We start from the raw sequence: 23,388 nt of genomic DNA, 5'->3' as shown, positions 1-23,388 counted from the left end.
GGGTCACGGCTGGGACGCGAAGCGTGTGACGGGGCGCGCGGGGGGAGTGAAGGGTGTGTGCTCCCCGAGGCGCTCAGTCGATTGTGCGCTCGGGTTGCCGCGTGCGCCCGGTGGTACGGGGGTTTCGTGAGGCGTCACACATTCGGGCAGACCGCGGCGGCCACCCCCGGAGGGAGGTGGCCGCCGCTTTAGGCGCGTGCCGGGCGGGACGGGGAGGGGATCCGGTGGGTCAGCTGAGGCGCTCGATGACCATGGCCATGCCCTGGCCGCCGCCGACGCACATCGTCTCCAGGCCGAACTGCTTGTCGTGGAACTGGAGGCTGTTGATCAGCGTGCCGGTGATCCGGGCGCCGGTCATGCCGAAGGGGTGGCCGACGGCGATGGCGCCGCCGTTGACGTTGACCTTGTCGAGGTCCAGGCCGAGGTCCTGGTACGAGGGGATCACCTGGGCGGCGAACGCTTCGTTGATCTCGGCGAGGTCGATGTCGCCGATGCTCAGTCCCGCCCGCTTCAGGGCCTGCTTGCTGGCCTCGACCGGGCCGTAGCCCATGATCTCGGGGGAGAGGCCGGAGACGCCGGTGGAGACGATCCGGGCGAGCGGGGTCAGGCCCAGCTCGCGGGCCTTCGTGTCGGACATGATCACCAGGGCGGCGGCGCCGTCGTTGAGCGGGCAGCAGTTGGCGGCGGTGACCAGGCCGTCGGGGCGGAAGACGGGCTTCAGGCCCGAGACGCCTTCGAGGGTGACGCCCGCGCGCGGGCCGTCGTCCTTGGCGACGACCGTGCCGTCGGGGGTGGTGACCGGGGTGATCTCGCGCTCCCAGAAGCCGTTCTTCAGAGCTTCTTCGGCGAGGTTCTGCGAGCGGACGCCGAAGGCGTCCATGTCGGCGCGGGTCACGCCCTTGAGGCGGGCCAGGTTCTCGGCGGTCTGCCCCATGGAGATGTACGCGTCCGGGACCAGGCCGTCCTCGCGGGGGTCGTGCCAGTCGGCGCCCTCCTGCTCGGCGCGGGCGGCCGTACGGGCCTCGGCGTCGGCGAACAGCGGGTTGTGCGTGTCCGGGAGGGAGTCCGAGTTGCCCTTGGTGAAGCGCGACACCATCTCGACGCCCGCCGAGAGGAAGACGTCGCCCTCGCCGGCCTTGATGGCGTGCAGTGCCATGCGGGAGGTCTGGAGGGAGGAGGAACAGTAGCGGGTGACCGTACAGCCCGGGAGGTGGTCCATGCCCATCTGTACGGCGACGATGCGGCCCAGGTTGTTGCCCTGCTCGCCGCCGGGGAGGCCGCAGCCGAGCATCAGGTCGTCGATGTCGCGGGGGTCGAGCTCGGGGACCTTGGCGAGGGCGGCCTGGATGATGGTCGCGGTGAGGTCGTCCGCGCGCAGGTCCTTGAGGGAGCCCTTGAAGGCGCGGCCGATGGGGGAGCGGGCGGTCGAGACGATGACGGCTTCGGGCATCCGGGGCTCCTGGGGTGCGCGGGGGGTGAAGTGGGCGGTCCGCCCACGAAGTTACCGGGCCGTACCGGTGGGGGTCACCGGGTGGGCGGTGTGACACGGGACGCACTTCTAAGCGGTTGCTCAGGGGGGTGAGCGGGGTTTGGCTCCGCGCAGCGGACCGCTCCGGGGCCGGAGCGGGACCCTGCGGCGGGGGCCGGGGCTGGGCGGGGTGTGTGGTGTTCGGCTCCGCCGGGGGCCGCCCCCTTGCCCGCCCGTTCCGCCCCCGGGGGGCGGCCCCGCCGCCCGAGGGGGGGTGGGTGGCCCCGCCGCCCCCGGGGGGTGGCCCCGCCGCCCAAGCGGGCGGCGGGTCAGTGGGTGGCGTCCTGGGGGCTGGCTGGGTCCGGGGCGGCGGGGATGCGGCGGCGGCGGCGGTGCTTGAGGAGGGCCCAGGGGGCACGGGCGCCGGTGACCTCCGTGCCCGCTTCCTCCGCCGCCTTGGTGGCCGCCCGCGCGACCGGCAGCATGCCCTCGTCCCGGGAGCCGTCCGGACGGTCCGATTCGGGCCACAGTCCCAGCACCGCGCACAGCGTGGGCAGGACCGCCATGGCGGCCGTGGAGTAGCCCTCCGCCGAGGGGTGGTAGTTGTCCGGGCCGAACAGTTCCCTCGGGTTGGCCTCGAACTCGGGTCCCAGCAGGTCGCCCAGCGAGACCGTACGGCCGCCCTGCTCCACCACGCCGATCGTCTGCGCCGCCGCCAGCTGCCGCGAGACCCGGCGGGCCAGCCAGCGCAGGGGCTGGTAGACCGGCTCGATCGTGCCCAGGTCGGGGCAGGTGCCGACGACGACCTCGGCGCCGGCCGTCCGCAACCTGCGTACCGCCGTGGAGAGATGACGTACCGACTGGGTCGGCGGCATACGGTGCGTGACGTCGTTCGCCCCGATCATGATCACGCACACGTCCGGGGGGCTGAGCGGATCGCGCACCAGGAGCGATACCTGGCGGTCCAGGTCGTCGGACATGGCGCCGGGCAGTGCCACGTTCCGCAGTTCGACCGGCCGTTCGGCGACCGCGGCGAGACCCGAGGCGAGCAGGGCGCCCGGGGTGTGCCCCGCGCGCCGGACCCCCTGACCCGCGGCGGTCGAGTCGCCCAGAACGCCGAGCCGCAGCGCCGGCAGCTCCGAGCGCCCCACGAAGTCGGTGCCGTACAGACCGTCCGCGGGCGGCGCGATCGGCGCCACCCCGCCGCCCACCGCCCGCTTCGCCAGCTGCACCTCGGCGATCACCAGGCCCACCGTCGCGGCCCCGATCAGCCCGATGCCACCACCGCCGTACGCCGCGCCCGCGGCGATCCGCCGCGCCACCCTCGCCCTCGACACAGTCGCAGCCACCTCCTCGAAGAACCTTGCGCGGGAACATCCGTACGAATACCGGTCCGTACATCTGCTAACTGCCCGGTAGAGGGTGTTGCTCAATCTCACCCAAGGGTGAATACGAGCGGAGGAGGAGCGGTCTACTCTGGCCGGACCATCACGGAGACCCCGGAGAAGACGTGCGATTTCACGACTCGATGATCAGCCTCGTAGGCAACACCCCGCTGGTGAAGCTGAACCGAGTGACCGCAGGCATTCAGGCGACCGTCCTTGCGAAGGTCGAATACTTCAACCCCGGCGGGTCCGTGAAGGACCGGATCGCCGTGCGCATGATCGAGGCGGCCGAGGAGAGCGGAGCGCTCCAGCCCGGCGGCACCATCGTCGAGCCGACCTCCGGCAACACCGGTGTCGGTCTCGCGATCGTGGCCCAGCAGAAGGGCTACAAGTGCATCTTCGTCTGCCCCGACAAGGTGTCGCTCGACAAGATCAACGTGCTGCGGGCGTACGGCGCCGAGGTCGTGGTCTGCCCCACCGCCGTGGACCCCGAGCACCCGGACTCGTACTACAACGTCTCCGACCGGCTGGTGCGCGAGACGCCGGGCGCCTGGAAGCCGGACCAGTACAGCAACCCGAACAACCCGCGCTCGCACTACGAGACCACAGGCCCCGAGCTCTGGGACCAGACGGACGGGAAGATCACCCACTTCGTCGCGGGTGTCGGCACCGGAGGCACCATCTCCGGCACCGGCCGCTACCTGAAGGAGGTCAGCGGCGGCAAGGTCACCGTCATCGGTGCCGACCCCGAGGGCTCGGTGTACTCGGGCGGCTCCGGCCGGCCGTACCTCGTCGAGGGCGTCGGTGAGGACTTCTGGCCGACCGCCTACGACAAGAGCGTCACGGACGAGATCGTCGCGGTCTCCGACAAGGACTCCTTCCAGATGACCCGCCGCCTCGCCAAGGAGGAGGGCCTGCTCGTCGGCGGCTCCTGCGGCATGGCGGTCGTCGGTGCGCTCCGGGTCGCCGAGCGGCTCGGCCCGGACGACGTGGTCGTCGTCCTGCTGCCGGACAGCGGGCGCGGCTACATGAGCAAGATCTTCAGCGACGAATGGATGGCCGACTACGGCTTCCTGGAGGACTCCGGTCCCTCCGCGCGCGTCGGCGACGTCCTCCAGTACAAGGAGGGCGGTGCCATGCCGCACCTGGTGCACATGCACCCGGAGGAGACCGTCGGCCAGGCCATCGAGGTGCTGCGCGAGTACGGCGTCTCGCAGATGCCGATCGTGAAGCCGGGCGCGGGGCACCCGGACGTGATGGCCGCCGAGGTCATCGGCTCGGTCGTCGAACGCGAGCTGCTGGACGCCCTGTTCGCCCAGCGCGCCTCGCTCGGCGACCCGCTGGAGCGGCACATGTCCGCCCCGCTGCCGCAGGTCGGTTCCGGCGAGCCGGTCGAGGACCTGATGAGCGTGCTCGGCGGCAGGGGCGGCGCCGACGCGGCGATCGTGCTGGTCGAGGGCAAGCCGACCGGCGTGGTGAGCCGGCAGGACCTGCTCGCCTTCCTCGCGAAGGGCTGACACCCCTCCGCTCCCGCGGTTCCCGCCGTACGGGGCCGCGGGGAGCGGCCGTCGGGGCCCGCCCGTGGGGGTCCGCCCGCGCTGTGCAAGGCGCGGCCCGCGGTCCGCGCGCTCTTCGCACGAACGGTACGAGCACGTCATGCCGTGGCAGCACCCGCTTAACACGGCACCGGCACAGTGGTTCCTGCCGACGTCACGGACAACCGGAGCGGCTCCCGGGCCTCCGCGGACGTCAGAACACGGCCACCGGCCTGACCCGGACCGTGTTCCTCGCGGGGACCGCCGTCGTCCCGCCCCCCGGCAGCCGGGGGTGCGGCGGTCCCCGCGTCAGGCACCCGCCCGAGGCGGCACCCCGGGCACGCGCCTCGGGCACGCACCCCGGGGGGCCACGTGAGGCACCCACCCGGCGCGCTCACCCCGGGCCCGTACCCCCAAGGCCCGGTACCCCGGGCTCGCACCCTTGGACGGTCGCCTCAGGCGCTCACAGGTCCCACTCCGAAGTCTTCGGCCGCCCGTGCCCCCCACTGGCCCACGGCCAGCCCCGCGCGGCGTGCACCGCGTTCACCCCGAGGATGCCCACCCAGCTGATCAGCAGCCCCGCCAGTCCCGCGTTCGCCACGGCTATCGCGGACAGCGGGATGGCCAGGATCAGCGTGATGACCGCGAAGCCGAACCGCTCCCCGAAGCCGCCGTCCCCGGAGGACGGCTTGGCGGGCCGGGACTCGCCCCGGGCGACGGTGAGCTGCTGCTCGGCCAGCTGCCGGCGGACCCGCCGGTCGACCGTGGTGTCGAGGCGTTGCTCGACTTTCTCCAGGAACGATTCGACCAGGGCCGCCTCGTAGTCCGCCCCGAGTTCCCTCCGGGCGTGCACGGTGGCGTCCAGGTCCTTCTTCAGCTCGGGATCGCGAGCACGGCCTGATGCGTCCATGTATCCGACGGTACGGAGCCGAAGGGCCCGGGACATTGGGGTAAGCCCCCGTATTCCGCTGCGGGATACCCCCCGGCCCGGGTGCGGTGTCCCGCAGTCGAGCGCCGGAGAGCGCAGAGAGCGGGTGCCTCGCAGTCGTGCGCCCCCCTGGCCCGCGGCGACCGGCGGACCCGTTCTGTATATGGTCATGCAGGATTTCGCGTGACTGAATAGAGGTCACGGGTACGGCGGAAGTCAAGGATGTGGGGTCGGTCATGGGCGAGACGGGCAAGGAGTCGGCCGCCGCGCGCCTCCAGCAGCTGTTCGAGGGGCGGCGGCTCACCCCGACCCAGCGCAGGATCGCGCACAGCATGGTGCGCGCAGCCGCCGACGTGCCGTTCCTGTCGAGCGTGGAGCTGGCCGAGCTGGCGGGGGTCAGCCAGCCGTCGGTGACCCGGTTCGCGGTCGCGCTCGGCTTCGACGGGTACCCCGCGCTGCGCAAGCACCTGCGGGAGTTCACCCCCGCCGAAGGCGCGGCGGACGGGGCTGCCTCGTACAACGAGTACCAGCAGGCGGTCCTCGGCGAGATGGCGAACCTGCGGCAGCTGGCCGAACTGCTCGCCGACCCGGAACCCGTCGAGCGGGCCGGCCGGCTCCTCGCGTCCTCCCGGGTGCTGCCGGTGCTGGGGCTGCGCGCCGCGTCCTCGCAGGCCCGTGGCTTCGCCTACTTCGCGGCCAAGGTGCACCCGGACGTACGGCTGCTCGACGAGGGCGGCTCGATGCTCGCGGACCGGATCGACGCGGCCCGCGGGGCGGGTGCGCGAGTGCTGCTGTGCTTCGCGCTGCCGCGTCACCCGCGCGAGGTGGTGGAGGCGCTGGCGTACGCGCGGGAGCAGGGGCTGACCGTGATCACGGTCGCCGACTCGGCGTTCGCGCCGGTCGCCGCCCACAGTGACCTGCTGATCCCGGGCGCGGTCGGCACCGGGCTCGCCTTCGACACCGCGTGCGCGCCGATGCTGCTGGGGCGGGTGCTGCTGGAGGCGATGTGCGACGGGCTGCCGGACGCGCAGGCCCGGCTGGAGGAGTTCGACGTACGGGCCGGGGTGCGCGGGCTCTTCGTCGAGTAGCGCGGGCCGGTGCGCGGGCTCTTCGTCGAGTAGCGCGGGCCGGGGGGCGGGGGCTCCTCGTGGAGCAGCGCGGGGTGGTGCGGTGCGCGGGCGGGGGCGCTCCGTCGTGGAGTGCGCCCCCGCCCGGAGGTGGCTCAGACCTCCAGCTCGGCCTCTATCCGCTTGAGCTGGTGCCGTGCCATCGCGAGGTTCGCCCGGCTCTTGTCGAGCGCCAGGTAGAGGAAGAGTCCGCTGGTGCCGCGGCCCTTCAGCAGCCGGATCAGGTGGTACTGGGTGCCGAGCGTGATCAGGATGTCCTCGATCTCGTCGTTCAGCCCGAGGTGCTCCATGGTGCGCACCTTGGCGCGCACCACGTCGGTGTTGCCCGCGGCGGCGACCGTGAGGTCGAGCTCCTTGGTGCCGCCCGCGGTGCCCAGCGCCATGCCGCTCGTGTAGTCGACGAGGGCGACACCCACGGTGCCCTCGATGGTCATCGCTTCCTTGAGAGCCGCTTCGGTGTTGGCCATGAGTGCTCGCACTTCCTTCTGTGGGACGTGGATCGGATCTGTCGGAGGTCGGTCGGAGGTCGGTCGGAGGGCGGTCGGACGGGTCGGTACGGCCCGGCCGGCGGCCGGGCTTCAACTGGTCGTGGTGGCCGTGCGGAGGTCGCGGTCGTCGACGAGCTCGCCTATCCGGGCGCCGGCCCGCCGCGCCTCCAGATGCAGCCGGCCCACGTTGATCCTGGGCTCGGCGAGCAGGGTGAGGACGGCCGAGGCGCCGGCGGCGTACGTGGCGACGTAACCGCCCTCGCCCCGTACGAGCAGCTCCCGGAAGCCGCCCTGGCCCGTCGCCTCGGCAAGCCGCATCGAGACGCCGAGGGCCGCGGCCGTGAGCGCGGCGACGCCCTCCGCCTCGACGGTGCCCGCGTCCTCGGCGAGCACCAGGCCGTCGACGCTGGCGGCGAGTGCCCCGGACAGCTGGGGGAGGCGGGCCCGCAGCCGTCTCAGCTCCTCCAGGACGGCCGGGTCGGGCGGCCTCGGCTGCGGCACGGCGGCCCTCCTGTCCGAGCGCCGCTGGTCGGCGGCGGTCCGTAGGGTGCGGGTGCGCAGGGCACGTCTCACAGGGCCTCCAGGGCGTTGCGGAGCCGTCGCAGCAGGGCGATGTCCGGGTCCTCGGTCACCGGCCCGACCCAGGGCGGCAGGGCGACGGGAGCGGGCCGGGGCGCCTCGCGCGGGGTCGTCACCGCACCGGCGGCGGCCAGGCGCCGTACGTCGATCAGGGTGTGGAAGGCGGGCCTGCCGAGTGCCCGCGCGATGTCGGCGGGGGTGCGCACCCCGTCCGCGAGGTCCAGCACGTCCTGCTGGCGGCGGGGGACGTGGCCGTCCGTTGCACCGCGGACGACGGGCGAGTGGTCGGTGTCCGGGTAGGGCCACAGCTCGTCGAGCAGTTCGCGGCGGCGCTGGCACTCGCGGGCCACCAGCCGTGCGGACACCGGCCGCACCGGGCCCATCCAGTGCGCCACCCCGTGCCGGAACCGGGTCGGTCCGCTGCCCGGCGCGAGCGCGAAGAACGCGGCGTCGAACAGGGCGCCCAGATGCGCGAGTTCGAGCTCCCCGCCGGCCAGCCGCCCGCTGTCCACCAGGAAGCGGCCCACCCTTCCGTCCGGCCCCGCCCGGTCGAAGGCCTCCTGCCAGCCCTCGCGGGGCAGCCGCTTGGTGAGCAGCACCTCCAGGCCGGGCGCCGCCGGGCTCTCCGCGTGCACCACCTGGCCGTTCACGAGGTAGAGGGTGCCGTGGTCGCGCAGCAGGGCTCCGGTGGCGCGCTCCTCGGCGAGCCGGACGAGCATGGGGGAGGGCGGCGGGGGTGCCTGCAGGGCGGTGGTCATCCCAGTACCAGCCGTTCGGCGAGGTCGGCGAGGCGCAGCCGGGCCAGGGCGAGGTTGCCCTGTTCGCGGTCGAGCCACAGGTGGAGGAAGACGCTGCTGTCGAAGGAGGTCTCCACGTACCGCAGCAGGTGGTAATCGGTGCGGGTGGTGAGGATGACGTCCTCGACCGGGAGCCCCTTTCCGTCGTCGCGGTGCGGCGGGCCCGGGGCGAAGGTGGCGTGCTCGGCGGCCATCCTGGCCAGCTCGGCGGACTCGGCGGCGGCTCGCTCGCCGTCCCCGCCCGCGGCCTCCCCGGCCGTACCGAGCGCGAGCCCGCTGGTCCAGTCGACGACGGCCGCCCCGCGTGCACCGGGCAACTCCATCGCCTCGACCAGACACGCGTCGATTCCGGACACGCAGAACTCCCCTCCCCCCGGATCCACGCACCACGTGCGCGACGGATCCGACGTTACGCAACTGCGGGGCGGGGAGAGGCAGTTCTGGCATATTCCAACGGAACGCCTTGCTCCGCACTAGCCTGTCGGCGCCCCGGCGCCGCGCCCGCCGGTGCCGGCAGGGACGGGCCGCGGACTGAGGTGCGTCACCTTCGTGGTGGTCGGCCGGTGCTCAGGTCCCGCGGTGGACGTCGCGCCGGCCCGCGACGGTCAGTACCCGGAGGATGCGCTTGGCGTCCTCGACGGTGCAGACGGCCCGGTAGTCACCGATGCGCAGCCGCAGGCGGGCGGAGTGGCCCTGGAGGGCCTTGATGCCGAACGCCGAGGTGTCGCCCCGGTCCATGGCCTTCTGGAGTTCGGCGAGCCGGTGCAGGACGCCGTAGCTGCGCGGCCACCCTCTTCGAGGGAGACGGACCCCTCCGTGCCTTCGGCCTCGGCTGCGTCCGCCGGCCCGTTCAGCCAGGCTCTTCCGCCCGTTCCCCGATCCGGCGCAGCCGCTGTCGGCACTCGTCTCCACCCCACCGCAGCCCCGGCGCAGGCCCCCGCGCCCGGCCGTGGTCACAGGGCCAGGTATTGACTAGTTCTATTCAGAAGCTGAGGATGTGAATAACAACCTCATGCTCGCGTCCCCAGGAGGCACCCATGTCAGGACCCCGACCCGTACGAGCCCCGCGCGGTACGGAGCTCAGTGCCCTGGGATGGCAGCAGGAGGCCGCTCTGCGCATGCTGCAGAACAACCTCGACCCCGAGGTGGCGGAGCACCCCGACAAGCTCGTCGTCTACGGCGGCACCGGCAAGGCCGCCCGCGACTGGCGCTCCTTCGACGCCATGGTGCGCACCCTGAAGACCCTCAAGCAGGACGAGACGATGCTCGTCCAGTCCGGCCGCCCGGTCGGTGTCATGCAGACCCACGAGTGGGCCCCGCGCGTCCTGATCGCCAACTCCAACCTGGTCGGCGACTGGGCGAACTGGGAGGAGTTCCGCCGTCTGGAGGCCCTCGGCCTGACCATGTACGGCCAGATGACCGCCGGTTCCTGGATCTACATCGGCACCCAGGGCATCCTCCAGGGCACCTACGAGACCTTCGCCGCCGTCGCCGCCAAGCGCTTCGGCGGCACCCTCGCCGGGACCATCACGCTCACCGCGGGCCTCGGCGGCATGGGCGGCGCCCAGCCGCTGGCCGTCACCATGAACGACGGCGTCGCGATCTGCATCGACGTCGACCCGCGCGCCATCGAGCGCCGCATCGAGCACAAGTACCTGGACGTCCGCGCCGACTCCCTGGAACACGCCCTCCAGCTGGCCGTCGAGGCCCGCGACCAGCGCAGGCCGCTCTCCATCGGCCTGCTGGGGAACGCCGCCGAGCTGCTGCCCCGGATGCTCGCCGAGGGCGCCCCCGTCGACATCGTCACCGACCAGACCTCCGCCCACGACCCGCTCGCCTACCTCCCCGTGGGCACCGGGTTCGACGACATGGCGGACGCGGCGGCCAAGGACCCGGCCGGATTCACCACGCGTGCCCGCGAGTCCATGGCCAGGCACGTCGAGGCCATGGTCGGCTTCATGGACGCCGGCGCCGAGGTCTTCGACTACGGCAACTCGATCCGCGGCGAAGCCCGGCTCGCGGGCTACTCCCGCGCGTTCGACTTCCCCGGCTTCGTCCCGGCGTACATCCGCCCGCTGTTCTGCGAGGGCAGGGGCCCCTTCCGCTGGGCCGCCCTGTCCGGCGAGGCGTCCGACATCCACAAGACGGACCGCGAACTCCTCAAGCTCTTCCCGGAGAACGACTCGGTGCAGAACGCGTCGCTGCACCGCTGGATCAAGATGGCCGGCGAGCGCGTCCACTTCCAGGGCCTGCCCGCCCGGATCTGCTGGCTCGGCCAGGGCGAGCGCGACAGGGCGGGCGAGCTGTTCAACGACATGGTGGCCGACGGCACCCTCGCCGCCCCTCTCGCCATCGGCCGCGATCACCTCGACTGCGGGTCGGTGGCCTCCCCGTACCGCGAGACCGAGGCGATGAAGGACGGCTCCGACGCCATCGCCGACTGGCCGCTGCTCAACGCCATGGTCAATGTCGCCTCGGGCGCCTCCTGGGTCTCCCTCCACCACGGCGGCGGCGTCGGCATGGGCCGCTCGATCCACGCGGGCCAGGTGTCCGTCGCCGACGGTACGAAGCTCGCCGGCGAGAAGATCCGCCGCGTGCTCACCAACGACCCCGGCATGGGCGTCATCCGGCACGTCGACGCCGGCTACGAGGAGGCGGAGGCCACCGCCGACGCGCAGGGCGTCCGCATCCCCATGCGCGAGGGTGACGACGCGTGAGCACGGACGACCCGCGCCGCCCCGGGACGGAGGCACCCACCGCCGGCGCCTCCGCTCCGGGCGGTCCCACCACCGGTGCCTCCGTCCCGGGCGGTCCCACCTCCGGCGCCCCCGCCCCGGGCGCCCCCGCCACCGGTGCCGACAGCTTCCACACCATGTGGGCCGACCTGCTGCCGCTCGGCAGGGACAAGGTGTCCGGCGGCTACCGGCGGTACGCCTGGAGCGGCGCCGACGCCGACTGCCGGGCCTGGTTCCGCACCCAGGCCGAGGCCCGCGGCCTCACCTACGAGCTGGACCGCAACGGCAACCAGTGGGCCTGGCAGGGCGACCCGCTGGCGGGCGACGCCGTCGTGATCGGCTCCCACCTGGACTCCGTCCCCGACGGCGGCGCCTTCGACGGCCCGCTCGGCGTGGTCTCCTCCTTCGCCGCGCTCGATGAACTCCGCCACAGGGGAGCGGAGTTCACCCGACCGGTGGCCATCACCAACTTCGGTGACGAGGAGGGCGCCCGCTTCGGCCTCGCCTGCGTCGGCTCCCGCCTCACCGCCGGACAGCTCACCCCCGAGCAGGCGTACGCGCTGCGCGACGGCGACGGGATCACCCTCCCGCAGGCGATGGAGGCGGCCGGGTACGACCCCGCCACGATCGGCCCCGACCCCGAACGCCTGGCCCGTATCGGCGCCTTCGTCGAACTGCACGTCGAGCAGGGCCGGGCGCTGGACCTGTCCGGGGACGCCGTCGGCATCGCCTCCGCGATCTGGCCGCACGGCCGCTGGCGGTACGACTTCCGCGGCGAGGCCAACCACGCCGGCACCACCCGCCTGGTGGACCGCCGCGACCCCATGCTCACGTACGCCGAGACGGTGCTCGCGGCCCGCCGGGAGGCCGAACTCACCGGCGCCCTGGCCACGTTCGGCAAGATCTCCGTCGAACCGAACGGCGTCAACGCGATCCCGTCCCTGGTGCGCGGCTGGCTCGACTCGCGCGCCGCCGACCAGGACACCCTGGACCGGGTGATCGCCGGGATCGAGGCCGCGGCGCATGAGGCGGCCGCCCGGGCGGGCATCGACCTCACGGTGGTGCGGGAGTCCTTCACCCCGGTCGTCGAGTTCGAGCACGCCCTGCGCGACGAACTCGCCCGGCTGCTGGACCGCGGCGAAGGCGCCCGGCGCCTTCCCGTCCTGGGGACGGGCGCCGGACACGACGCCGGGATCCTCTCCGCGTCCGTCCCGACCGCCATGCTGTTCGTACGCAACCCCACCGGCGTCTCGCACTCCCCGGCGGAGTTCGCAGCCGAGGACGACTGCGTCGCCGGGGTCCGCGCGCTCGCCGACACAACGGAAGGTCTCGCCTGCGCATGACGACCTACTGGCTGGAACACGCCTGGCTCGGCACCCACGTCGAGCCGGGCGTCACGGTGGACGTGTCCCAGGACGGCCGGATCACCGCCCTGCACAAGGGAGTGGAGGCACCGCCCTCCGGCGCGTCCGCGCTGCGGGGCCTCACCCTCCCCGGCCTGGCCAACGCCCACTCGCACGCCTTCCACCGGGCCCTGCGCTCCTCGGTCCAGGTCGGCTCGGGGACCTTCTGGACCTGGCGCGAGGTCATGTACGGCGTCGCCTCCCGCCTCACCCCGGCCACCTACTACGCCCTGGCCCGTGCCGTGTACGCGGAGATGGCGCTGGCGGGCATCACCTCGGTCGGCGAGTTCCACTACGTCCACCACGCCCCCGGCGGGAAGCCCTACGCCAACCCGAACGCCATGGGCGAGGCCCTGGTCGCCGCCGCCCACGACGCGGGCATCAGGATCACCCTGCTCGACACCGCCTACCTGTCCTCAGGATTCGGCGCCGCCCCCGAACCCCACCAGCTCCGCTTCTCGGACGGCACGGCCGACGCCTGGGCGGCCCGCGTCTCCTCGGGCCTGAAGGACTCCGCGCACGTACGGCACGGGGCGGCGATCCACTCGGTACGGGCGGTACCGGCCGAGGAACTCGCCACGGTCGCCGACTGGGCACGGGAGCGCGGGGCCCCCCTCCACGTCCACCTCTCCGAGCAGACCGCGGAGAACGACGCCTGCCAGGCCGCACACGGCTGCACCCCCACCCAGCTCCTCGCCGACCACGGCGTGCTGGGCCCGCGGACCACCGGTGTGCACAACACCCACCTGACCGAGGCCGACATCAAGCTCCTCGGCACGTCCGGCACCGGCACCTGCATGTGCCCGACGACGGAACGCGACCTGGCGGACGGCATCGGCCCGGCCCTGCCCCTCCAGCGGGCCGGCTCCCCGCTCTGTCTCGGCAGCGACAGCCACGCCGTCATCGACCTGTTCGAAGAAGCCCGCGCCATGGAGCTGAACGAACGCCTGCGCTCGCGCACCCGGGGCCACTGGACCGCGGCAGCCCTGCTCCGCGCCGCCTGTGCCGACGGCCACGCGGCACTGGGCTGGGCGGACGCCGGCACCATCGAAGCGGGCGCGCTCGCCGACCTCACCACCATCGCTCTGGACACCGTCCGCACCGCGGGCCCCGCCCCGATACTGGGCGCGGAAACCGCCGTCTTCGCCGCCACGGGCGCGGACGTCCGCCACACGGTCGTCGGCGGCCGCCAGGTGGTCCGCGACGGAGTCCACACCACCCTCCCGGACACGGCGGCCGCCCTGGCGGCGGCGATCGGAGCCCTGCACGTATGACCACCACCCTCATCACCCGTATCGGCAGCCTCGTCACCAACGACCCCGCCCTCGGCGAGGGGCCCCTCGGGCTGATCGAGAACGCCGCCGTCGTGATCGAGGGCGAGCGGATCGCCTGGGTGGGGCCCGCCGCGCAGGCCCCGGCCGCCGACGCGGTGCACGACGCCGGGGGGCGGGCCGCGATCCCCGGGTTCGTCGACTCGCACTCGCACCTCGTCTTCGGCGGCGACCGGACCCAGGAGTTCAACGCCCGCATGTCGGGCCGGCCGTACGAGGCGGGCGGCATCAGGACCACCGTCGCCGCGACCCGGGCCGCGACCGACGAGGAGCTGGCCGCGAACCTCGCGAAGTACCTCAAGGAGGCACTGCGGCAGGGGACCACGACCTTCGAGACCAAGTCGGGATACGGGCTGACCGTCGAGGACGAAACGCGTGCCCTGCGCATCGCGAGCGCCCAGACATCGGAGGTCACCTACCTCGGGGCGCACATCGTCTCCCCCGACTTCGACGGCGATCCGGCCGGCTACGTCGACCTGGTGACCGGCGAGATGCTCGACGCGTGCGCCCCCTACGCGCGCTGGATCGACGTCTTCTGCGAGAAGGGCGCCTTCGACGGCGACCAGGCGCGGGCCGTCCTCACCGCGGGCAAGGAGAAGGGCCTGATCCCGCGCATCCACGCCAACCAGCTGTCGTACGGGCCCGGGGTCCAGCTCGGCGTGGAGCTGGACGCCGCCAGTGCCGACCACTGCACGCACCTCACGGACGCGGACGTGGACGCGCTGGCGAACGGCAACACCGTGGCCACGCTGCTGCCGGGGGCCGAGTTCTCCACCCGTGCCCAGTGGCCCGACGCACGGCGGCTGCTGGACGCCGGGGCGGTCGTCGCGCTGTCGACGGACTGCAACCCGGGGTCCTCGTTCACCTCGTCGATGCCGTTCTGCATCGCGCTCGCGGTGCGCGACATGGGGATGACGCCCGACGAGGCGCTGTGGGCGGCGACGGCGGGCGGGGCCAGGGCGCTGCGCCGCACCGACGTGGGGCGGCTCACCGAGGGGGCGCGCGCCGACCTCGTGCTGCTGGACGCGCCCAGCCACGTACACCTGGCCTACCGGCCCGGGGTGCCGCTCGTTTCGGCGGTCTGGCGAAGCGGCGCGCTTGCCGGGTGAGGTGCGGGGTAGGCGGACCCCGCACCACCGGCACACCGTGCCGCACGAAAGAGCGTTGGACTGCCCCGGATTCGGCCTGGGGCAGCCCAACGCTCCGTGTTCTGCGACGCCGCCCTTCGAGGCGGCGGCGGGAGTCACTCCACGACGGTCAGGCCCTTGCGGAGCTTGCCCAGCGTGCGCGACAGCAGGCGCGAGACGTGCATCTGGGAGATGCCCAGCTCGTCGCCGATCTCCGACTGCGTCATGTTGGCGACGAAGCGCAGCGAGAGGATCTGGCGGTCGCGCGTCGGGAGCGACGCGATCAGGGGCTTGAGGGACTCGACGTACTCGATGCCCTCGATGCCGTGGTCCTCGTAGCCGATCCGGTCGGCCAGCGCACCCTCGGAGTCGTCCTCCTCGGGCTGGGCGTCCAGCGAGCTCGCCGTGTAGGCGTTGCTCGCGGCCATGCCCTCGACGACCTCTTCCTTGCTGAGGTCCAGGCGCTCGGCCAGCTCCGCGACGGTCGGGGAGCGGTCCAGCTGCTGGGCCAGCTCGTCGCCGGCCTTCGCCAGGTCCAGGCGGAGTTCCTGGAGGCGCCGCGGGACGCGCACCGACCACGACGTGTCGCGGAAGAAGCGCTTGATCTCGCCGATGATCGTCGGCATCGCGAAGGTGGGGAACTCCACACCACGGCTGAGCTCGAAGCGGTCGATCGCCTTGATCAGGCCGATCGTGCCGACCTGGATGATGTCCTCCATCGGTTCGCTGCGGGTGCGGAACCGGGAAGCGGCGAACTTGACCAGGGCGAGGTTCAGCTCGACCAGGGTGTTGCGGACGTACGCGTGCTCGTGCGTTCCCTCTTCGAGGGATTCCAGGCGCTTGAAGAGCGTCTTCGACAGGGCCCTGGCGTCCAGCGCCCCCACCTCGGCGTACGGCGGGATCTCGGGGAGGTCGGTGAGGCTCGCGGGCCGCTCGGAGTACTCAGCGGGCGGTGTGGCCTTCCGCTGCCGGGGTACGAGTCCCTCGACGGCGGGTGCGGTTCCGTTCTGCTCGGGCGGAAGTGATGTCGACGCCGCGTCCTGTTTGTCCTGGGTGCGCGTTTCGTCGAGCCGGGGTGACATGGTCTCCTCCATCGTTCTCGGCATATGGCTGCCGATGCCGATACGTGTTCCTGCGGTGAAGCGGCGCCTCCAAAGCCGGTGGTGGGCGGGCGGTGGTCGGATCTGTCCCTACTAGCCCTACCCGCTCGCCACAGGCGGTTGCAAGTGCCTTATGTCCGAATACGCCCAGTTCAGGACGTTGTTCGGCTACCCGTGCGTGTGAAGAAGGCGTAGTCTTCTGCTGCTGTCGGGGGGATACCTCGCAGCCTCGGTGTGCCCAGGGGGTGCGGCGGGGCGGCTGCCGGGCGTCCGGCGACAGTAAATGCGTACGCAGAACCACGACGGCGAAAAGGGACGGGCATGGACCGCGGGACGGTCGGCAGCGCGAACCGGGGCCGACTTCAGGTCGAAGTGCGGACCGAGGGCCCCAGTGAGATCGTGACGCCGGCGGGTGAACTGGATCACCACACGGCCGAGCTGCTCAGGGAACCCCTGGAGCAGGCACTCGACGACGGGCGCACGCGCCTCGTGATCGACTGCTCGCTGCTCGAATTCTGTGACTCCACCGGGCTGAACGTGCTGCTCGGCGCCCGCCTCAAGGCGGAGGCGGCCGGCGGTGCGGTGCATCTGGTGGGCATGCAGCCCGTCGTGGCGAGGGTCTTCGAGATCACCGGGGCGGAGGCGGTCTTCACCGTCCACGACTCGCTCGAAACCGCCCTCCGCGACTGATCCGCCCCTCCTTGTGAGCGCGGCGCACGCATGCGTGTTGCGGTCCGTATCGAATACGTGGGTGTTCTCACGGTTCGGTCGGGCAGGAGGACTCTCAGACCCTGCAAACGACGACTTGGTGAATCGGTGAGGTGAAGCGCTGATGAGCACCACCCGGCAGCATCCGCCGGGCGACCTCGGCCCCGAGCCGGACGGCATCGCGTCCGCCTCCGCCTCCGACGCGTCCGCGTCCGGGTCCGCCGTGCCCCAGACCCCCGTTGCCCGTGCCCCGGGCGGTGCCGCCCCCGGCCCGGGGGAGCCTGCCGCCAAAGCGGCACAGGCAGCCGCCGCCGAAGGTGCGGCGGTGCCGGGCGCGGCCCCCCTCCAGGTGCGCTCGCTGCCGTTGAACGGGGCCAGTGGCATCGTTCCGCTGGCCCGTGACTTCACCCGGCAGGCGCTGTACGACTGGGGCTGGCTCCCGGCGTCCACCGGTGCCCGGCGGGCAGCCGCCGAGGACGTCCTGCTGGTCGTCTCCGAACTGGTCACCAACGCGTGCCTGCACGCCGAGGGACCCGACGGCCTGCGCATCGCCTGCGACGGGAAGGTGCTCCGGCTGGAGGTCACCGACCGCAGCGTCGGCGAACCGACCCCCCGCGACCCGCACCAGGCGGGCCGGCCCGGCGGGCACGGCATGTTTATCGTGCAGCGGCTCTGCCTGGACTGGGGAGTGGCGAAGGTGACGGACGACGACGGGAAAAGCACCGGCAAGACCGTCTGGGCGGAACTGGCCGCCCCCGCCTAGCGGCGGGGCGGGAGCACCGTCCGCGAGAACTGTGGTGGCAGAGCACGCCGATACGGCGTGCTCTTTGTCTTCCCCTCCCAGGGTCCCCGGCGTACCTTGAGCGCCCAATCTGATGCGCCGTCAGTAACTTGGCCGGCTGGACCGGCCCGTTGCCACCGCGGCGCTCCGGCGCACGAGGGGATATCGAGGTGTCGTACCAGAAGCGGACAACTCTCGCACTGACGGCGGCGGTTGCGGGCTCGGTGGTGCTGATCGCCGCCCCCGCCGCACAGGCCGCCGTCGTGGACGTCAACTACCAGTGCAAGACCCCGATCGGGGACAAGGCCGCGGTCTCCCCGATCGACATCAAGGCGGTCAAGGGCGGCAGCGGCTACACCCTCACCATGACCTTCCAGAAGGGCGTCTCCTCCAGCCCCGTCGAACTCGGCAAGGGCGCCATGAAGCCGAGCGCGGTCATCAAGGTCGGCGGCGCGGACGGCGGCACCGTCGCGGTCGCGGGGCCCGCCAACTCCGAGGCGATACCCGCCAACACCCCCATCAGGATCAGCGACCTGTCGGGCACGTACACCCCGAAGAAGAGCGGCCAGGTCACCTTCACCGCGTCCGTGCTCACCATCAAGGCCCTGGGCACGACCACCACCTGCACCCCCTCCAACAGCCCGGGGCCCTCGCTGGAGCTCTCGGTCCAGGGCTCGGGCGGCAGCGGCGGCGACGACAGCTCCGGCGGCTCGCCGGGAGGCACGGGCGGCGGCGAGCTCCCGCGGACCGGACCGCTCGACTCCGCCGCCGCGCTCGGCGCACTCGGCGGCACCGTCCTGCTGTCCGGCGCGGCCGGAGTGCTCTGGCTGACCAGGCGCAACCCGCGCACCGGGCAGACCCAGCGGTCCGCGGGCTGACCCGCCCCGACACCGATGCGCGTCCACCGTGCTCGCCGTCCCCGCAGGCCGGACGGCCGTCCGGGCCGCCGCCTGCGACTCCGTACGGCAGCGTGCCTCGCGGGGTTGCTGCTGCTGTACGGAGCGGGCCCCGCGCCCGCCGCCACGGCCGCCGAGCCCTGGACGGCGGGACCGGTCTCCGGCGGTAGCAGTCGGCCCGCGCGGGGCGAACGGCCCTGCTTCTACCTCCAGGGCCCACCCGGCACGGTCTTCACCGACAAGCTGTCCGTCACCAACCCCGGCCGCGAGCCCCGCACCGTGGACCTGCGCGCCGAGGACGCCGAAGGGGCGTGGATCGCGCTGGCGACGGCACGGGTGAAGGTGCCGCCGCGCACCCGGGCGGACGTCCCGTTCACGGTGACCGTTCCGGCGGGCGCGCGGCCGGGCGACCATCCCGGAGCGATCGTGGCCTCGGCGCCCGACGGACGGCAGCAGCGCACCGCCGTCCGACTGCGGGTCAGCGGGCCGACGCTGGCGGCCCTCTCGGTGGAGGACGTGCGGATCGGCGCCGACGGTGTCCGGTACGCCCTGGTCAACCGGGGCAACACCACGCTCGCCCCGCGCGTCGCCGTACACGCCCAGGGGCTCTTCGGTGAACTGCTCGACCGCAGGCCGCATCCGGCACCGGAGCTGGCCCCCGGCCGCCGCGTCGAGGTCACCGAACCATGGGCGGACGGCGTCGCCCCGGCCCTCGACAGGGCCGAAGCGCGGCTGACCGTCACCGCGGGCGGCGGCATCCGCGAGGAGGCGACGGCCACGGCGCACTTCGTGCCCCGGGGTCCTGTGCTCGGCGGTGGAGCGGTGCTGCTGCTGGCCGGGGCGGGCGGCGCGCTGTGGACCGTACGGCGGAGAAGGGGCGGCGAGGAGGATGCGGCGCATGTGGGCTGACGGCAGGGTCGCGGCAGGGGTGACAGGTGTGCTGCTGGCGCTGCTTCTCGGCGCGGCGCCGTCCGGGCTCGCGGTGCCGTCCGCCGTACCGGGGGCAGCGGCGCCCTGGGCTGCCGTACCGGGAGCGGCGGCGCCCTGGGCTGCCGTACCGGGGGCCGCCGCCGCACCTGCTGCGGCCGCCGAGCCCGTGGTCACGCTCTCCAAGGGCGAGGCGGGCAAGGGCGGCGAGATCACCGTCAAGGGGAGCAGCTGGCGGCCGGGTGCGCTGCTGATGCTGCTGATCTGCGGGGAGTCCTCGCCCGACACCGGCGTCATCGGCGGCACCAACTCCTGTGCCAACGCCGAAGGCCGCGCCGTCACCACCGACGCCAAGGGCGCCTTCAGCCGGAAACTGCCGGTCGCCGAACCGCCCAAGCCGTGCCCCTGCGTCGTGCACGTCGCGACCGTGACCGGCCGACAGGCTTCCCGGGACGCCGCGTTCAAGGTGGCGGGCCACCCCGTGGCCCCGCTCCCCGAGCCGCCGCGCGACACCGGACGGCTCGCGGTCACCGGCCGTACGGTACGGCTCGACGGTTCCAGCACGCTGCTGACCTGGTTCGGCGCCCCCGAGGCCCGCAGGATCGTCCTGCGGCTGGGCAACCTCGGTTCGGCCCCGGTCACCGACCCCGTCTTCCAGGTGGGCACCTCCCACGGCGTGTTCGCCCCGGTCTGGGAGGAACGCCAGTGGCGCGGCACCCTCGCCCCCGGCAAGCAGGCCGAGGTCGCCCTCGACGTCCGGCTCCCGGCGGGTGCGCACGGCGACTACCTGGTCTCGGTGAAGTACGGGACCAAGGTGCTCGCCGCCCAGCCGTGGGGAGTGGACCGGCCGTGGGGCGTGGTCCTCTTCTGGGTGCTGCTGGGGATCGTGGTGCCCGCGGGGCTGTTCCGGATCGGCATGGCGGTGGTGGACCGGGTACGCCCGGGCGCGCTGCGCATACGGGGCCGCTCCGCGCCCGCGGGACCGGCCGGTGCCGCGGGTCCCGACGCGGGTCCCGGTGTCAGTCCCGACGCGGTTCCCGGCGCGGGCACCGGCGCCGGTCCCGACGAGGGCCCCGACGCATGCCCCGGCCCGGGCACCGGCGCCGGTCCCGACGAGGGCCCCGACGCAGGACCCGGCCCGGACACCGACGCCGGTCCCGACGAGGACGCCGCCGGGGCCCCGGCCGCCGCCCTGCCGCTGCCGTGGTTCACCCCGGACAGCACGCCGGCACCGCCGCCCGCCCCCGCGCCCCCGGCCCTCCCGCACAAGAACCCGCGCGCCGCGCACGCCCCGGTCTCCGCACCGGAACCGCACCGCGGCACCCGCCCCCCTGCGCCGGGAAGCACCGCGTGAACCACGTACGGCGCCCCCGAAACGCCGGAGGGCCCGCCGCACCTGTCGGTGCGGCGGGCCCTCACCCGCGTACAGCGGGAAACGGCGGCCGGATCAGTGGATCTCGCCCATCATCGTCTGGACCTTCTTGCGGTACATCCAGACCGCGAAGCCCGCGAGCACCGCGAGCGACGCCTCCGCGGCGATGACGCCGAGACCGTTCAGGCTCACGCCGCCCAGCGAGAGCAGACCGGTGATGCAGTCGCCCGCCGTGACGGCGAGGAACCAGACACCCATCATCTGCGAGGCGTACTTCTGCGGCGCCATCTTGGTGGTGACCGAGAGGCCGACCGGGGAGAGGCACAGCTCACCGATGGTCTGGATCATGTAGATCGAGACGAGCCACATCGGGGAGACCTTGTCGCCGCCGCCCGCCATGTTCATCGGGACGATGAAGACGAAGAACGAGGCGCCGACCAGGACGATGCCCATCGCGAACTTCACGATGGTGTTCGGCTCCTGGTTCTTGCGCGCCAGCCACAGCCACAGCCAGGCGAAGACCGGAGCGAGCGCCATCACGTAGAGCGGGTTCAGCGACTGGTACCAGGTGGCCGGGAAGCCCAGGCCGAAGACCGACGACGCGGTGTTCTTGGACGCGAACAGGGAGAGCGTGGAGCCGCCCTGGTCGTAGATCATCCAGAAGACGGCGGCCGCGACGAAGAACCAGATGTAGGCGCTCATCTTGGACTGCTCGGGGGCCGAGAGCTGCTTGTCGCGCTTGATGCGCGCCAGCACGGCGACCGGGATCAGCAGACCGGCGAGCGTGATCGGGACCAGTGCCCAGTTCAGCGTGAAGACGCCGATGGAGACGACGACCGCGTAGAAGACGGCGACGACGGCGGTGATGCCACCGGCCTTCAGCAGCAGGCCCTTGCGCTCCTCGGGGCTCAGCGGGTTCGGGACCACGCTGGACTTCGGGTTCATGTTCTTGCTGCCGAGCAGGAACTGGAGCAGACCCAGTCCCATGCCGGCCGCGGCGAGGATGAAGCCGAAGTGCCAGTTGACCTTCTCGCCGACCGTACCGACCACGAACGGAGCGACGAACGCACCGAGGTTGATGCCGATGTAGAAGATCGTGAAGCCGCCGTCACGACGCGGGTCGTTGGGCCCGTCGTAGAGGTGGCCGACCATCGTGGAGATGTTGGCCTTGAGGAGACCCGAGCCGACGGCGACCAGGATCAGACCCGCGAAGAACGCGATCTGACCGGGCAGCGCCAGACAGAGGTGACCGGCCATGATCACGCCGGCCGCGACGGTGACGGTCTTGCGAGCGCCCCAGACCCGGTCGCCGAACCAGCCGCCGGGCATGGCCATGAGGTAGACCATCGCGACGTAGACGGAGTAGATGGCGGTGGCCGTGGCCAGCGTCATCCCCAGGCCGCCGCCCTGGCTTCCGGTTGCGGCGTCGGCGCCGCCGGAGACCAGGTAGAGCACCAGAAGTGCGCGCATGCCGTAGTAGGAGAAACGCTCCCACATCTCGGTCATGAAGAGAGTGGCCAGGCCGCGGGGGTGGCCGAAGAAGGCCTTGTCCCCGGCGACTGCCCCGGGGGTTTCCTTCGTCAGGCTGGACGCCATGGTCGATCCTTGCTTGCTCGGGACGCGTCCGTGGAACACGGGGTACGCGCCCGGTGGGGGCGGCCGGCACCGGTGCGGGGTACCGCACCAGGATCCACGCCCCGCGGAACGCGTCGTCGCGCGCGGGGCCCGGCCCATAGGTCATTCACTGCCGTCCGGATCGGTGGACCCGATCAAGCACACAAAAGGACCCTTGGCAGTCATTGCCGCCAAAGGCCCCCGATTAGTGCAACAAACGTCCTCGCCACCTTACGACACGACAGTGCGGCATATGGAAGGACTTGAGACATGGATCACAGGTGCCAATGGAACTAACTCACCACATTCCAAGGTCCTCCCCAGGATCGGGCAGCTGACTCGCAGGGCCCTCCCCTTCCTTGTGGATCATGACCGGCCCGCCCGCCGCGCCGACTAACATTCCCTGCATGACCCGTGTACTGCTCGCCGAGGACGACGCATCCATTTCGGAGCCACTGGCCCGCGCACTGCGTCGGGAGGGTTACGAGGTCGAGGTCCGCGAGGACGGGCCGACCGCCCTGGACGCCGGACTTCAGGGGGGCGTCGACCTGGTCGTGCTCGACCTGGGGCTGCCCGGAATGGACGGCCTGGAGGTCGCCCGCAGGCTGCGCGCCGACGGCCACACCGTGCCGATCCTGGTGCTGACCGCGCGCGCCGACGAGGTGGACACCGTCGTCGGGCTCGACGCCGGCGCCGACGACTACGTCACCAAGCCCTTCCGCCTCGCCGAGCTGCTCGCCCGGGTCCGCGCCCTGCTCCGGCGCGGCTCCACCGAGCCCGTCCCCGCCCCCGCCACCCACGGCGTACGGATCGACGTCGAGTCGCACCGCGCCTGGATGGGCGAGGAGGAGCTCCAGCTCACCGCGAAGGAGTTCGACCTCCTGCGGGTGCTGGTGCGCGACGCGGGCCGGGTCGTCACCCGCGACCAGCTGATGCGCGAGGTCTGGGACACCACCTGGTGGTCCTCCACCAAAACCCTCGACATGCACATCTCCTGGCTGCGCAAGAAGCTCGGCGACGACGCGGCGAACCCCCGGTACATCGCCACCGTGCGCGGCGTCGGCTTCCGGTTCGAGAAGAGCTGAGA

22 protein-coding genes are annotated in these 23,388 nt (G+C 72.7%); 12 read left to right on the top strand and 10 right to left on the bottom strand.

The genetic code is table 11. From position 1 onward, the window contains the following. Positions 1–229 precede the first annotated feature (229 nt). On the bottom strand, positions 230–1,450 hold the full coding sequence (locus tag ACFWVV_RS28750; RefSeq protein WP_384355162.1) for an acetyl-CoA C-acetyltransferase: 1,221 nt from the start codon (positions 1,448–1,450) through the stop codon (positions 230–232). 347 nt (positions 1,451–1,797) lie between these two features. After that, positions 1,798–2,790 carry an SGNH/GDSL hydrolase family protein gene (locus ACFWVV_RS28745; protein ID WP_384355269.1) on the bottom strand — a complete coding sequence of 331 codons (993 nt, stop codon included), beginning with the start codon at positions 2,788–2,790 and terminating at the stop codon, positions 1,798–1,800. Between the two features lie 188 nt (positions 2,791–2,978). Here ACFWVV_RS28745 and ACFWVV_RS28740 point away from each other — a divergent pair, with 188 nt between their 5' ends. Next, positions 2,979–4,370: a cystathionine beta-synthase gene (locus ACFWVV_RS28740; protein ID WP_384355164.1), complete on the top strand. Its 1,392-nt coding sequence runs from the start codon at positions 2,979–2,981 to the stop codon at positions 4,368–4,370. 481 nt (positions 4,371–4,851) lie between these two features. Here ACFWVV_RS28740 and ACFWVV_RS28735 read toward each other — a convergent pair whose 3' ends face one another. Beyond that, positions 4,852–5,298, bottom strand: coding sequence for a hypothetical protein (locus ACFWVV_RS28735; protein WP_384355166.1), 447 nt, complete (start codon positions 5,296–5,298; stop codon positions 4,852–4,854). Between the two features lie 254 nt (positions 5,299–5,552). On the opposite strand from ACFWVV_RS28735, the gene ACFWVV_RS28730 reads away from it, so the two are divergent. After that, positions 5,553–6,404: a MurR/RpiR family transcriptional regulator gene (locus ACFWVV_RS28730; RefSeq protein ID WP_384355168.1), complete on the top strand. Its 852-nt coding sequence runs from the start codon at positions 5,553–5,555 to the stop codon at positions 6,402–6,404. 134 nt (positions 6,405–6,538) lie between these two features. Here ACFWVV_RS28730 and ACFWVV_RS28725 read toward each other — a convergent pair whose 3' ends face one another. From ACFWVV_RS28725 to ACFWVV_RS28705, 5 genes are all read right to left on the bottom strand, one after another. Further along, positions 6,539–6,910: a hypothetical protein gene (locus ACFWVV_RS28725; RefSeq protein ID WP_384355170.1), complete on the bottom strand. Its 372-nt coding sequence runs from the start codon at positions 6,908–6,910 to the stop codon at positions 6,539–6,541. A gap of 111 nt (positions 6,911–7,021) precedes the next feature. Then, complete coding sequence (locus tag ACFWVV_RS28720; RefSeq protein WP_384355172.1) at positions 7,022–7,432, bottom strand: roadblock/LC7 domain-containing protein; 411 nt, start codon at positions 7,430–7,432, stop codon at positions 7,022–7,024. 68 nt (positions 7,433–7,500) lie between these two features. Next, positions 7,501–8,268 carry a transcriptional regulator gene (locus ACFWVV_RS28715; RefSeq protein ID WP_384355174.1) on the bottom strand — a complete coding sequence of 256 codons (768 nt, stop codon included), beginning with the start codon at positions 8,266–8,268 and terminating at the stop codon, positions 7,501–7,503. Then, positions 8,265–8,663, bottom strand: a complete 399-nt coding sequence (locus tag ACFWVV_RS28710; protein ID WP_384355176.1) for a hypothetical protein — start codon at positions 8,661–8,663, stop codon at positions 8,265–8,267. Before ACFWVV_RS28710 ends, ACFWVV_RS28715 begins: the two co-directional genes overlap by 4 nt. Before the next feature lie 211 nt (positions 8,664–8,874). Then, a complete protein-coding gene (locus tag ACFWVV_RS28705) occupies positions 8,875–9,045 on the bottom strand; it encodes a type II toxin-antitoxin system RelE/ParE family toxin (protein WP_384355178.1) in 171 nt (56 codons plus the stop codon). 299 nt (positions 9,046–9,344) lie between these two features. Here ACFWVV_RS28705 and hutU point away from each other — a divergent pair, with 299 nt between their 5' ends. From hutU to hutI, 4 genes are all read left to right on the top strand, one after another. Next, a complete protein-coding gene (gene hutU / locus ACFWVV_RS28700) occupies positions 9,345–11,024 on the top strand; it encodes a urocanate hydratase (RefSeq protein WP_384355180.1) in 1,680 nt (559 codons plus the stop codon). A 155-nt stretch (positions 11,025–11,179) separates the two neighbouring features. Further along, positions 11,180–12,385: an allantoate amidohydrolase gene (locus ACFWVV_RS28695; RefSeq protein WP_384355271.1), complete on the top strand. Its 1,206-nt coding sequence runs from the start codon at positions 11,180–11,182 to the stop codon at positions 12,383–12,385. Beyond that, complete coding sequence (locus ACFWVV_RS28690; RefSeq protein WP_384355182.1) at positions 12,382–13,719, top strand: formimidoylglutamate deiminase; 1,338 nt, start codon at positions 12,382–12,384, stop codon at positions 13,717–13,719. Before ACFWVV_RS28695 ends, ACFWVV_RS28690 begins: the two co-directional genes overlap by 4 nt. After that, positions 13,716–14,885, top strand: coding sequence for an imidazolonepropionase (gene hutI, locus ACFWVV_RS28685; protein ID WP_384355184.1), 1,170 nt, complete (start codon positions 13,716–13,718; stop codon positions 14,883–14,885). The genes ACFWVV_RS28690 and hutI overlap by 4 nt, the downstream gene beginning before the upstream one ends. A gap of 134 nt (positions 14,886–15,019) precedes the next feature. Here the strand turns inward: hutI and ACFWVV_RS28680 are convergent, their stop codons facing one another. Then, entirely contained in the window at positions 15,020–15,985 is a 966-nt protein-coding gene (locus tag ACFWVV_RS28680; RefSeq protein ID WP_384355186.1) for an RNA polymerase sigma factor SigF, read from the bottom strand. Between the two features lie 339 nt (positions 15,986–16,324). Between ACFWVV_RS28680 and ACFWVV_RS28675 the strand changes: the two genes are divergently transcribed. From ACFWVV_RS28675 to ACFWVV_RS28655, 5 genes are all read left to right on the top strand, one after another. Next, entirely contained in the window at positions 16,325–16,693 is a 369-nt protein-coding gene (locus tag ACFWVV_RS28675) for an STAS domain-containing protein (protein ID WP_384355188.1), read from the top strand. 142 nt (positions 16,694–16,835) lie between these two features. Then, positions 16,836–17,474, top strand: coding sequence for an ATP-binding protein (locus ACFWVV_RS28670; RefSeq protein WP_384355190.1), 639 nt, complete (start codon positions 16,836–16,838; stop codon positions 17,472–17,474). Positions 17,475–17,662: 188 nt separating this feature from the next. Further along, entirely contained in the window at positions 17,663–18,370 is a 708-nt protein-coding gene (locus tag ACFWVV_RS28665; protein ID WP_384355192.1) for a peptidase, read from the top strand. 105 nt (positions 18,371–18,475) lie between these two features. Then, positions 18,476–19,297: a hypothetical protein gene (locus tag ACFWVV_RS28660; protein WP_384355194.1), complete on the top strand. Its 822-nt coding sequence runs from the start codon at positions 18,476–18,478 to the stop codon at positions 19,295–19,297. Further along, positions 19,278–20,669 (top strand): hypothetical protein, encoded by a 1,392-nt coding sequence (locus tag ACFWVV_RS28655; RefSeq protein ID WP_384355196.1) that lies wholly within the window; start codon positions 19,278–19,280, stop codon positions 20,667–20,669. Before ACFWVV_RS28660 ends, ACFWVV_RS28655 begins: the two co-directional genes overlap by 20 nt. Positions 20,670–20,762: 93 nt before the next feature. On the opposite strand, the gene ACFWVV_RS28650 is transcribed toward ACFWVV_RS28655, so the two are convergent. After that, a complete protein-coding gene (locus ACFWVV_RS28650; protein ID WP_384355198.1) occupies positions 20,763–22,283 on the bottom strand; it encodes a peptide MFS transporter in 1,521 nt (506 codons plus the stop codon). A gap of 425 nt (positions 22,284–22,708) precedes the next feature. On the opposite strand from ACFWVV_RS28650, the gene ACFWVV_RS28645 reads away from it, so the two are divergent. Then, positions 22,709–23,386, top strand: a complete 678-nt coding sequence (locus ACFWVV_RS28645) for a response regulator transcription factor (RefSeq protein ID WP_384355200.1) — start codon at positions 22,709–22,711, stop codon at positions 23,384–23,386. Positions 23,387–23,388: the final 2 nt, after the last annotated feature.

It is taken from the genome of Streptomyces sp. NPDC058663, assembly GCF_042716745.1.
Lineage (GTDB): Bacteria > Actinomycetota > Actinomycetes > Streptomycetales > Streptomycetaceae > Streptomyces.
The sequence above is the reverse complement of the archived record's forward strand: the minus strand, read 5'-3'. Positions and strand labels throughout refer to the sequence as shown.